Raw genomic sequence first — 11,798 nt, 5'->3', positions numbered from 1 at the left:
TTAATTCACAATTCAAAGAACTTATAACTTCTAATACTTTAAAATAATTTTTAACTATATTTGTCATAGATATTGTTTTGTTTGGCGACACCAAGATACTGAATTTCAGTATCTTGGACAATATCTATTCCTTTTATTTTCTTAAAATAATTACACCCAACGGGTTAAAAATAATGTGTTTTGTTAAAATAACTTCTTAATTTTATAATTCAATAAATTTTAAATTAATCAACATGGGATCATTTGTTATCAGTAAAAGAAAAAATGGAGAATTTCAATTTGCATTAAAAGCCGGAAATGGTCAAGTAATTTTGTCCAGTGAAGGCTATACCACTAAAGCGGCTTGTGAAAATGGAATCGAATCGGTACGAAAAAATTCGCAAGATGATAAACGTTTTGAACGTTTAGAATCAAAAAATGGAAAACCTTACTTTAACTTAAAAGCAACCAATGGTCAAATCATTGGCAACAGCGAAATGTATGAATCGGTTGCTGCTCGTGACAATGGAATTGCTTCCGTAGCAAAAAATGCCCCTGATGCCACTGTTAAAGAAGAATTGGAATAAAAAAGTACCGTACATACTATGTTAAGCCCTGTTTTCAGGGCTTTTTTTATTTTATACTTTGATAGAGTGAAAAAATTCCAATCAACAAAATTAAAAGTAATGCAATCTTTTTAAAGTATTCTTGCGAAATACGGTTTAAAATCTTTTGACCTAACCAACTTCCCACAAATCCAATAACAAATAAAAAAGGAATATAGATTAGGATGTCTTTTGTAATATATCCGTTTTCAAAATAAACAACTGTTCTTGATAAATCAATCATCATATCGATTGCTGCAGAGGTAGCTACAAAAACACTTTTTTCCAAATTAAAGGCGGCCATTGTAATACCACGAATAGCTCCGCCAGTTCCTATCAAACCGGCTGAAAAACCGGAAAGAGCACCGCCAATAAAGGTTTGTTTAACTTTTGGCGGTATGACAAGTTTATCTTTGATTAAAAATAATAAACTTAGTCCAATAAGGAAGATTCCTAAGGCAATCTCTAAAACGTTACTTTCAAAAAATTTACTCAAAAAGCCTCCAATAATTACGAAAATTACAGAAGGAATACCAATTTGAAGAATTAGTTTTTTATCCAATCCTTTACGAAACAAATAGATTTTTGAGAGATTGCTTGATAAATGGAAAATAGCGGTAATTCCTAAAACGGTATGAAAATCAAAGAAAATGTTTGCAAACGGCACAAAAAACACAGAAGAGCCAAAACCGCCAATGGTTCCAATGATTTCTGCAATTAACGTAAGCAATAAAAACCAAAGGGTTTTGTCAATTTCCATGATGCTGAATATATACTTAAATATACAAAAAAAACGCAAAATTACTTTTGCGTTTTCAGTTATTTTAGAAATAAATTATTTTCCGTCCTTATCCACTTTTGGTCTTTCGTCGGCATTGGCTAATTCCCAAGCTACCGCAAAAGCTAATTTTGTTCTTTTAGCTAACAAAGGATAATCAATTTTGTCTGGGGTATCTGTAGGTTTGTGGTAATCATCATGCACACCGTTAAAATAAAAAATGGCAGGAATTCCTTTTTTGGCAAAATTATAATGGTCTGAACGGTAGTAGAAACGATTAGGATCGTTCAAATCATTGTATTTATAGTCCAATTCCATCCCGATATACTTCGTATTGGCTTCTTCTGAAATACGGTGTAAGTCGCTGCTCAAACGGTCAGAACCAATAACATATACATAATTGTCATTGTTTTCTTTTTCATATCCTCTTCGACCTATCATATCAATATTGATGTTAGCAATTGTATTTGCAATGGGAAACAAAGGATTTTCTGCGTAGAAACGTGAACCGTGCAAACCATGTTCTTCACCGGTTACATGTAAAAATAAAATAGAACGTTTTGGGCCATTCCCTTCTTTTTTTGCTTTTTGAAAAGCAGCAGCAATTTCCAAAAGAGCTACTGTTCCGGAACCGTCATCATCGGCACCATTGTACACTTCACCATTTTTCATTCCCACATGATCGTAATGAGCGGAAATAACCAAAATTTCATCCGGTATTTCAGAACCTTCAATAAATGCCCAAATGTTTTCTGAATCACCTAATTTTGGACTAAATTGTTTCTTAAAAAACTCTGCCGGAATGGGCTGAAAAAAAGTAGAGGCACCTTTTGGATAAGAAATTCCATTGGCTTTGTATTGATTAATCAAATATTCACCGGCTTTTTTCTGACCGGGAGTTCCGGTATCTCGGCCCTCCATTTCGTCGGAAGCTACAATATATAAATGTTTACTTAACGTCTCAGCCTTAATCTCAGACAAGTACTTTTCTGGTGAACTTTCTTTTGCACTATTTTTATTAGAGGAACATCCCACTAACAAAAATGATAAAACAAAAGAACTCAGGATTATTTTTTTCATTTTAATCAAATTATTTTGACAAATATACTAAAGTAGGTTTACAAAGTTTCTTTCAAGAATGATAAAAAGTGAACGAAAGAGCGTTTATCAGCCAATTCATTATAAGCTGCACCTCTTGAATTATCATTGCCAGCTTTTTTATTGGTGAACGAATGTACCGCACCGGAATAATAAACCATTTGCCAATCAGCTTTGGCGTCCTTCATTTCTTTTTGAAATGCAAGGATTTCTTTTTCCGGAACAAAAGGATCATCTGCACCATGTAGAACAAGTACTTTCGGATTAATTTCAGAAATAATTCTGTCTTCCGCTTTACCTAATCCGCCATGAAAAGAAACAACACCTTTCACATTTATTCCGGCACGAGCAGCTTCTAAAGCTCCTGTTCCGCCAAAACAATAGCCAATTATTACAATTTTGTCTTTGTTGGCTCCGGTTTTGATGAGTTGATCCAATGCCAATTGAATTCTTCGATGATAATCCGCTACATTATTTTTATAAAAACCGGCTTGTTTTCCGGCTTCAGAACTGTTTTTGGGATAATTTCCTTCGCCATAAATATCGGCAATAAAGGCATAATGTCCTAACTCTGCCAGTTGTTGAGCTACTTCCTTGGAATGATCGTCAATTCCCATCCATGCCGGTAAAATCAAAATACCGGATTTGTCAGCATTTGCTTTTTTGGGTTTGGAAGAGAATCCGATTAGGTTTTGATTTCCGTCTTTAAAGGCAATCGATTCCAATTGTGCATTCATAGAAAAGTGAGTTAAAATCAACACTAAGAATAAATTTTTCATAAGGTTTGTTTTTTGATGTTAATGTACGATACTAACTTTTTATACCAATCATAATTTAGAAAAAATTAATAATTTATTATTTGTTGTTGAATCTTAAAATAAAAGGAAGATAACTTTATATTCAATAAAATAGGTATAAAAATATTAATTGTGTAATTATTGAGTTATTTCATTGAAAAATATTAATCTATGTAACTTTTGTTACAAATAAATTATTGTCAACAAATTAGTTTTACCATTCTAAATCATTAGGTATGAAATCGAATCAACACATTCTAATCATTGGTGGTGGAACAGCCGGAATTATGACTGCCGCACAATTAATGAAAAAAAACAGCAATTTATCCATTTCAATTCTTGAACCGTCTGAAAAACATTATTATCAGCCGGCATTCACCTTAGTTGGAGCAGGAACATATGATTATAAAAAAACAATTCGTTTAACTAAAGACTTGATTCCAAAGGGAGTTAAGTGGATTAAGGATTTTGCCACTGAAATTTTACCCGATGAAAAACAGGTAAAAACTGTGGCATCGGGAGAAATATCCTATGATTTACTGGTCGTTGCCACCGGATTAGTAAATGATTTAGATGGGATTGAAGGACTTCGTGAAGGATTAGATAAAGGCATCGTGTGTAGCAACTACGTAGACCCAAATAAAACATGGGAACTCCTCCAAAAATTCAAATGGGGAAATGCCGTTTTCACGCAACCTACGACACCAATTAAATGTGGTGGAGCTCCTCAAAAAGCAGCATATATGGCCGCTGACTATTTTAGAAAAAAAGGAATTTCAAATAAAACCAATCTAGTGTTTGCAACGCCGGGTTCTGTGATTTTTGGTGTAAAAATCATCGCTGATTCGCTGATGAAAGTACTAGGTGATTATAATATTCATTTCAAAACATTTTATGCTCCCATAAAAATTGACTCGGAGAATAAAATTGTTTATTTTAAAGAGGTTAGCACGGGCGAAAACAAATGTGTTGTCAATGAAAACAACATTTTAAACGAAAAACATACCGGCAATGAAATCATGGAAATTCCGTTTGATTTCTTGCATTTGGCCCCACCACAAGCACCACCTAAATTTATAAGAGAATCCAATTTGGTGAATGCCACCGGTTGGTTAGATGTTAATATTAATTCACTTCAACACAATAAATATACTTTCATTTTCGGCTTAGGCGATGTTGCCGGTTTGCCAACAGCTAAAACCGGGGCTGCCATTCGCAAGCAAGTTCCTGTGGTTGTAGATAATATTATAAAATATTTAGCCAATCAAACAGTTGATAATCAAGGATACTTAGGTTATTCTTCTTGTCCGTTAGTAGTTGGTTACGGAAAAATGATTTTGGCAGAGTTCAATTATAAAAATGAATTTACCCCAGACCCCAAATTAAAGCAAATGCTGGTTTTTGATAGTAATAAGCCTCATTGGCGATTGTGGTTTTTAAAAAAATATATGTTACCGCATTTGTATTGGAATAAAATGATGAAAGGTGAAAATGTTTAATTTTATCAACAGAATGAATATTCGAAACTGAATTTGGTATAATCCATATTTTTTTACGAAATTTACGATTGAAATTAAAACAGAATGAAAGAATTACTACAGCAAACGTACGGTTTTGTTTTTGAAGAAAAACTCATAGAAGAAATAGCCGCAGTTTCGTTATTAAGAGATTTTAGTGAGGGTGATATTTTAATTGATTTTGGCGATTATATTAAAAAAATGCCACTGCTTATCGAAGGAGCGATTAAGATTTTAAGAGAAGATTTTGATGAAGGTGAATTACTCCTTTATTTTATTGAGAAAGGCGATACGTGTGCTATGACAATGGCTTGTTGCATGGGCGAAATCAAAAGTGAAATTCGAGCTGTGGCCGAAACAAACGGAACAGTAATTATGATTCCGGTTCACAAAATGGAAGAGTGGCTGGGTAAGTACAAAAGTTGGCGAAATTATGTATTTAACAGTTACAATAACCGTTTAAAAGAAATGCTTAATGCCATAGATAATCTGGCTTTTATGAATATGGATGAACGATTGATGAATTATTTAACGGATAAATCAAAAATTAATCATTCAAAAGAAATTCATACAACGCATCAGGAAATTGCTTATGATTTACACACTTCAAGAGTAGTAGTGTCTCGACTATTAAAAGCACTCGAAAACGATGGAAAAATTAAAATTCACAGAGCTTCAATCGAATTGTTGAAATAAAGTAGTGTATCAAAAGTTACACTGTAATTGATATTTCACTTTTACTTTTGGCAAAAAATCTAAAAATGGAATCAACTCAAATCATAGGTTACTTTCTTGCCGTTATTGTAGGCATTTCACTCGGACTAATTGGAAGTGGAGGTTCTATTTTAACGGTTCCCATTTTAGTTTACATCATGGCTGTTGAGCCGGTGTTAGCCACAGCATATTCATTGTTTATAGTAGGTTCAACAGCTTTGGTTGGCGGAATAAAAAGTGCTTTGCTTAAAAAAGTAGATTTTAAAACCGTTTTAATTTTTGGAATTCCCTCTATTGCGGCAGTTTATTTGACAAGAGCATTTATTGTACCTTTATTGCCGGAAGTGATTTTCTCTATCGGAACCTTTGAATTTACAAAACCTATTGCTTTAATGCTACTGTTTGCAGTGGTCATGATCATGGCTTCTGTTTCAATGATAAAGCCATCCAAAGTAATTGAGGATGAAAATAGCCCCATGAAATATAACTTTCCTTTGATTTTACTGGAAGGTTTGTTAGTGGGAGTTTTAACCGGTTTAGTAGGAGCAGGAGGAGGTTTTTTAATCATACCGGCCTTGGTTTTACTTGCAAAAATGCCTATGAAATTAGCGGTAGGATCATCTCTTTTTATCATTGCAGCAAAATCACTGATAGGATTTTTGGGTGATTTAAAAGGCAATCAAACTATCGATTGGAGTCTACTATTACTGTTCACTTTTGCTTCAATAATTGGAATATTTATTGGAATATACCTTTCAAAAAAAATTCATGGTGCCAAATTGAAAACCGGTTTTGGATGGTTCGTCCTTTTGATGGGAATTTATATCATACTTAAAGAATTAGTGTTATAATTGTAGTATGATTTCAAAGAATTCAATTTCAGGAATATTTTTCACCTGTTTAATAGCTGCTTTTGCTTGGACAATTAGTGCTTTGTTTCCTTTTTTAAATAGCATTTTAGTCGGTTTATTGCTGGGAATTGTAATTGGAAATTTTTTTAAACTGCCCTCACAATTGTCTCCTGGAATAAGTTTAACTAGTACTAAAGTATTAGAATTTTCAATACTTTTTTTGGCATTTGGCATTAATTATTCCTACATGGGAAAAATTGGTTGGCAAAGTTTTTTAGTAGTGGCAGTTGTTGTTTTTTCAGTTCTTATTTTTAGTGTATATCTATCAAAAAAAATGAATTGTCCTAGTACCGTTGGCTGGATGGTTGGTTTCGGAACAGCCATTTGTGGTTCCAGTGCCATCGCAGCCTTGGCTCCCAGTTTAAATAAAAATAAAGAGGATGTCGGGGTAGCGTTAGCTGTGGTTAATTTATTTGGCACAATAGGAATGCTTTTTTTACCCTTAATTCTTACTCTTTTTCATTTTTCAACCACCGAAATAAGCTTGCTTCTGGGTGGAACATTACATTCTGTAGGTAATGTAGCCGGTGCTGCTTTTGCCATTTCACCCGAAGTTGGAGAACAAGCTTTAACCATTAAATTGGCTCGGGTAGCGTTACTTTCTACGGGTTTGATCTTTTTTTCTTACTTAACACAAGATAGCAAAGGAAAAAGCTGGAAAGACTATTTGCAATTGCCATGGTATTTGTGGGGATTTATTATCATTACAATTCTTGTCTCAATAATAAAAATCCCTGAAAACGTAATCAGCTTTTCAGAAATTATGGGTAAAATTCTTTTAACCATTGCAATGACAGCTATCGGATTAAAAGTGAGTTTTTCTTCCTTAATTCAATCCGGCAAAAAAGGATTGTTCTATGGTTTTCTGATTTTTTTATTTCAAATTATATTAATTCTGTTAGGTATATTTTTTGTGATAAACTAAACAAATAGACTTCTAAAATAAATTAAACTTATAAAAGGATTCATAATTTTTTGTCAAAGCCCGAATCAATCGATTTGGGCTTTTTAAATTTCTTATCTTTGTAACTATTGTTACAGTTTTTTTTATTGTCAACATGTAATTTTACCCAAAATTAGAAATTTATGAAAATAGAACAGATTTATACAGGATGTCTTGCTCAAGGAGCATATTTTATTGAAAGTAATGGTGAAATTGCCATTATAGATCCTTTGCGTGAAGTACAGCCTTATGTTGATAAAGCAGAAAAAGCAAATGGAAAAATTAAATATATTTTTGAAACGCATTTTCATGCCGACTTTGTAAGCGGTCATGTCACTTTAGCTCAAAAAACAGGAGCTCCGATTGTTTACGGACCCAATGCAAATCCAAGTTTTAAAGCACATATCGCTAAAGATGGTGAAGTATTTCAATTAGGCGAAATTACGATTACAGCTTTGCATACGCCAGGTCATACAATGGAGAGTACAACCTATTTATTAAAAGATAAAAATGGTAAAGATTATGCTATATTTAGTGGTGATACATTGTTTTTAGGCGATGTTGGTCGTCCGGATTTAGCTCAAAAAGCAGCTCACATGACGCAGGAACAATTAGCCGGATTGTTATACGATAGTCTTCGAACTAAAATCATGACCTTAGCGGATGATGTAATTGTCTATCCCGCACACGGAGCCGGTTCTGCTTGTGGAAAAAATCTTAGCAAAGAAACCGTAGGAAGTATCGGAGAACAAAAAGCAACAAATTATGCTTTGCGTGCCAATATGACCAAAGAAGAATTTGTGAAAGAAGTAACAGACGGATTATTACCACCTCCTGCTTATTTTCCAATGAATGTTAAACTGAACAAAGAAGGTTATGAAAATGTTGAAAACATAATCAGTGATGCAAAAGCTTTTGAACCCAATGTGTTTGAAACCGTTGCTAATGACACGGATGCATTAGTGCTTGATGTTCGTCACCAAGACGATTTTGCCAAAGGTCATATTCCAAAATCGATTTTTATTGGAATCGATGGACAGTTTGCTCCTTGGGTGGGTGCTCTGATTTTAGATTATAAACAACCCATATTGTTGGTTACTCCTGAAGGTAGAGAAGAAGAAACCATCACTCGATTAGCTCGTGTGGGTTACGATAATACAATTGGCTATTTGAAAGGTAGTTTTGAAGCTTGGAAAAAAGCCGGTATGGAATACGATACGGTAACTTCTGTTGATGTTGCCGTTTTAGAAGAAAAAATAAAAGAAAATGTTCCCGTTTTCGATGTAAGAAAACCGGGCGAATATGCCTCCGAACACATTATTGATGTTCCTTCAACTCCGTTGGATTTTTTAAACGATCATTTGAGTGAATTTCCAAAAGAAAAAGATTTCTACGTGCATTGTGCCGGCGGATACCGAAGTATGATTGCGGCCTCCATCCTGAAAGCAAGAGGATATCACAATGTAATAGATGTTAAAGGAGGATATGCAGCCATTAAACAGACTGAAATTAAAAGAACGGCTTATGTTTGCCCAAGCACATTATAATTTTAAAATTGAAAATATGAAGAAAATAATTTTATTGTTTTTAATAGCTTTCATAACCTATTCATGCCAATCTCAAAAAGATTCAAGAATTAAAATTGTCCCAAAATCTGAATTTCAATTGATTGTTGCTAATGAGAATGTTCAACTTATCGATGTTAGAACACCACAAGAATATGCTGATGGCTTTATCAAAGGAGCAAAAAATATTAATGTCAATGACACTAATTTTGAATCCGAGATACAAAAACTAGACAAAACCAAACCGGTTTACATCTATTGCAGAAGCGGAGCTAGAAGTCAAACAGCTGCCAAAAAAATGGTAGAGTTGGGTTTTAATCAAGTTGTTGATTTACAAGGAGGTTATATGAATTGGAATTAATTTAGCCATGTCAAATTTTACAGATATTATCAATTCTTCAAAACCGGTATTGGTTGTTTTTTAGCTTCTTGTTGTGGACCGTGTCAAATGTTAGCTCCTATTTTAAAGGAAGTGAAAGATGAATTGGGTGATAATGTGACAATCATTAAAATCGATGTAGATAAAAATCAACCGTTAGCTGCTCAATACCAAGTGAGAGGAGTGCCTACAATGTTACTTTTTCAAAAAGGTAAACAAGTTTGGCGGCAGTCAGGTGTATTGTCCAAACAAGAAATTATAAAAGTTATTCAAAGTACAAGTAGTTGAAATTATTAATTTTTTTAGATAAATAAGTCTAAAACTTAAAATTACACTAAAATTTACAGTTTTTTATCAATTTGTCACATTAAATTATATATTTGTATTACTAAATCGTTAATCCTTAAAATCGTATACCATGAAAAAATTAGTTTCATTATTAGTTGTAGCTGCGTTTTTTGTAACAGCAGATGCTATGGCAACTGACCCAAAAAACAAAGAAAAGAAAAAAGAAAAAACTGAAAAAGCTGCTTGTTCAAAAGAAGAGAAAAAATCTTGCTCTTCCGGTGAGAAAAAAGCATGTTGTGCTTCTAAAAAAGCAGAAGCAAAATCATAATTATAATTAAAAGTTAATAAAAAAGTGTCAAAGAAATTTGACACTTTTTTTATACAAAATACCTATCTTTCCAAAAAAATAATGCTATGAAGTTTCTTAAACTTATTTGCTTAATTTTTGGTTTTTCTAACTCTACAATTAGTCAAACATTGGAGGAACCAATGTTACAGACGGATATTATATCAAAATCCTATTCGCAGCAATGGGAACTCGATTCTATTCACAAAAAAGGAACTTTCCGATTGGTTTCGTATAAACCAATATACATTACAGCAGGAAGATGGTCCAGCAATCCAAATGAAATGCCATTCAGTGAAAATCCAGACTACTCAGCAACAGAAGCACAAGATTTCAATCGTTACGAAGCAAAATTCCAATTGAGCTTTAAAACGAAACTTATACAAGGTTTGTTTTGGGGAAAAGCAGATATTTGGTTGGCTTATACTCAGAAAGCGTATTGGCAAATTTATAACAAAGATTTGTCTCGTGCCTTCAGAGAACTGAATTATGAACCTGAATTGATTTTTGTTTATCCATTAAAAATTAAAGCCTTTGGCGGACATTTTCGTTCTGCCGGATTTTCTGTCAATCACCAATCTAATGGTCGAGACTTACCACTTTCCAGAAGTTGGAATAGAATAATTTTTCACTTAGGATATGAAAACAATAATTGGATTGTCTCCTTAAATCCATGGATACGTTCAGGAGATCGAGACGATGAAAATCCATCCATCACAAAATTTATAGGTAATGGTGAAATCAATGCGTCGTATACTTATAATAGACACGAGTTTTATACAATAATAACGCATCCTTTCGACAGAATTAAAGGCGGAAGTGTGCAATTGAATTATGTATTTCCTATGAAAGGTCATTTGAGAGGACACGTTCAATTTTTTCATGGATACGGAGAAACGCTTGTTGACTATAACCACAGCCAAACCACACTTGGAATCGGAATTTCATTTGCCAATTGGTAAAAATCTGAATTTTAAAATCACGTTTATGAATTTATCACACATCGAACACATCGGCATAGCCGTAAAAAGTCTAGAGGAAGCCATTCCTTTTTGGGAAAATATGCTCGGACTCAACTGCTACAATATTGAAGAAGTTAAAGAACAAAAAGTCAAAACTGCTTTCTTTATGATTGGTCAATCCAAAATTGAACTCTTAGAATCCACCGAACCCGACGGACCAATTGGAAAATTTATCGAAAAAAAAGGCGAAGGAATTCATCACTTGGCCATTGCTGTTAAAAACATCGAAGAAAATTTACAAGAATTAGATAAAAAAGGAGTTCAACTAATAGATAAAACACCAAGAAAAGGAGCAGAGGGATTGGATATTGCTTTTCTTCATCCTAAAGCTACACATGGCGTTTTGCTAGAACTTTGTGAGAATAAAAACGGGTAATCAATTTATTTTTGGTAAAATTAATTTAAATTCACGCAAATAGCTGTCTAATAATTCACCTTCTTTAAATACTTTTTTAAACAGAATTTCTTCAGTGCCAAAATGGAAATGAACTTCTACAAAAAAAGTATTTAAACTGTAGAGTTTTTTAATAACAGGTTTTTCATTACGCTGAGCCACAATAACTCCACTATCAAAAAGAGTTTGATATTGTTCTTTTTCAGGTAAGGCTAAAAAGCTAATGAGTTTCACAATAAATGTATTTTCAGCGAATATAACAAAAATCTTTTTTTAAAGAAATTTTATAGAATTTCATTTTGCTACATTCAGAAGCTATTTCCCGCTTTTCATTTCAAGCTTGTTTGTCTTGTTGTTTTTTTCTACGTCAAAAAAAGAGCTTCCTTTGGTCGCTTTTTTTTGCCAAGAAAAAATACACCAATCCTTCACAAGGCTTTCCATTACAATCGGGGCTAGTGTAGC

Annotated in this window: 14 protein-coding genes and 1 pseudogene; 11 read left to right on the top strand and 4 right to left on the bottom strand. The window is 33.3% G+C overall.

From position 1 onward, the window contains the following. Positions 1-233 precede the first annotated feature (233 nt). Positions 234-566 carry a YegP family protein gene (locus ACIQ0M_RS14680; RefSeq protein WP_396153568.1) on the top strand — a complete coding sequence of 111 codons (333 nt, stop codon included), beginning with the start codon at positions 234-236 and terminating at the stop codon, positions 564-566. A 46-nt stretch (positions 567-612) separates the two neighbouring features. Here ACIQ0M_RS14680 and ACIQ0M_RS14675 read toward each other — a convergent pair whose 3' ends face one another. The 3 genes from ACIQ0M_RS14675 to ACIQ0M_RS14665 all read right to left on the bottom strand — a co-directional run bounded on the left by ACIQ0M_RS14675 (position 613) and on the right by ACIQ0M_RS14665 (position 3,239). Beyond that, on the bottom strand, positions 613-1,344 hold the full coding sequence (locus tag ACIQ0M_RS14675; protein ID WP_396153566.1) for a sulfite exporter TauE/SafE family protein: 732 nt from the start codon (positions 1,342-1,344) through the stop codon (positions 613-615). 75 nt (positions 1,345-1,419) lie between these two features. Further along, the gene (locus ACIQ0M_RS14670; protein ID WP_396153564.1) at positions 1,420-2,442 is read right to left on the bottom strand and encodes a M28 family peptidase; all 1,023 of its coding nucleotides are present in this window, start codon (positions 2,440-2,442) and stop codon (positions 1,420-1,422) included. A gap of 38 nt (positions 2,443-2,480) precedes the next feature. After that, positions 2,481-3,239, bottom strand: coding sequence for a dienelactone hydrolase family protein (locus ACIQ0M_RS14665; RefSeq protein ID WP_396153562.1), 759 nt, complete (start codon positions 3,237-3,239; stop codon positions 2,481-2,483). Positions 3,240-3,493: 254 nt separating this feature from the next. Here ACIQ0M_RS14665 and ACIQ0M_RS14660 point away from each other — a divergent pair, with 254 nt between their 5' ends. From ACIQ0M_RS14660 to mce, 10 genes and pseudogenes are all read left to right on the top strand, one after another. Then, positions 3,494-4,756 carry an FAD/NAD(P)-binding oxidoreductase gene (locus tag ACIQ0M_RS14660; protein WP_396153560.1) on the top strand — a complete coding sequence of 421 codons (1,263 nt, stop codon included), beginning with the start codon at positions 3,494-3,496 and terminating at the stop codon, positions 4,754-4,756. An 84-nt stretch (positions 4,757-4,840) separates the two neighbouring features. After that, positions 4,841-5,470 carry a Crp/Fnr family transcriptional regulator gene (locus ACIQ0M_RS14655; RefSeq protein ID WP_396153558.1) on the top strand — a complete coding sequence of 210 codons (630 nt, stop codon included), beginning with the start codon at positions 4,841-4,843 and terminating at the stop codon, positions 5,468-5,470. Positions 5,471-5,535: 65 nt separating this feature from the next. Next, positions 5,536-6,339 carry a sulfite exporter TauE/SafE family protein gene (locus ACIQ0M_RS14650; protein ID WP_396153556.1) on the top strand — a complete coding sequence of 268 codons (804 nt, stop codon included), beginning with the start codon at positions 5,536-5,538 and terminating at the stop codon, positions 6,337-6,339. Positions 6,340-6,346: 7 nt separating this feature from the next. After that, positions 6,347-7,324 (top strand): YeiH family protein, encoded by a 978-nt coding sequence (locus ACIQ0M_RS14645; protein WP_396153553.1) that lies wholly within the window; start codon positions 6,347-6,349, stop codon positions 7,322-7,324. A 161-nt stretch (positions 7,325-7,485) separates the two neighbouring features. Continuing rightward, positions 7,486-8,889 (top strand): rhodanese-like domain-containing protein, encoded by a 1,404-nt coding sequence (locus tag ACIQ0M_RS14640; RefSeq protein WP_396153551.1) that lies wholly within the window; start codon positions 7,486-7,488, stop codon positions 8,887-8,889. 16 nt (positions 8,890-8,905) lie between these two features. Next, positions 8,906-9,268, top strand: a complete 363-nt coding sequence (locus tag ACIQ0M_RS14635) for a rhodanese-like domain-containing protein (protein WP_396153549.1) — start codon at positions 8,906-8,908, stop codon at positions 9,266-9,268. A gap of 7 nt (positions 9,269-9,275) precedes the next feature. Beyond that, positions 9,276-9,574 (top strand): annotated as a pseudogene (trxA, locus tag ACIQ0M_RS14630) (thioredoxin). Between the two features lie 130 nt (positions 9,575-9,704). Then, entirely contained in the window at positions 9,705-9,902 is a 198-nt protein-coding gene (locus ACIQ0M_RS14625; RefSeq protein WP_396153547.1) for a hypothetical protein, read from the top strand. A gap of 86 nt (positions 9,903-9,988) precedes the next feature. Then, a complete protein-coding gene (locus ACIQ0M_RS14620) occupies positions 9,989-10,882 on the top strand; it encodes a phospholipase A (RefSeq protein WP_396153545.1) in 894 nt (297 codons plus the stop codon). Between the two features lie 25 nt (positions 10,883-10,907). Then, positions 10,908-11,318, top strand: a complete 411-nt coding sequence (gene mce, locus ACIQ0M_RS14615; protein WP_396153542.1) for a methylmalonyl-CoA epimerase — start codon at positions 10,908-10,910, stop codon at positions 11,316-11,318. Here the strand turns inward: mce and ACIQ0M_RS14610 are convergent, their stop codons facing one another. Then, the gene (locus tag ACIQ0M_RS14610) at positions 11,319-11,570 is read right to left on the bottom strand and encodes a hypothetical protein (RefSeq protein WP_396153540.1); all 252 of its coding nucleotides are present in this window, start codon (positions 11,568-11,570) and stop codon (positions 11,319-11,321) included. Positions 11,571-11,798: the final 228 nt, after the last annotated feature.

Source organism: Flavobacterium sp. (genome assembly GCF_044339515.1).
Lineage (GTDB): Bacteria > Bacteroidota > Bacteroidia > Flavobacteriales > Flavobacteriaceae > Flavobacterium.
The sequence above is the reverse complement of the archived record's forward strand: the minus strand, read 5'-3'. Positions and strand labels throughout refer to the sequence as shown.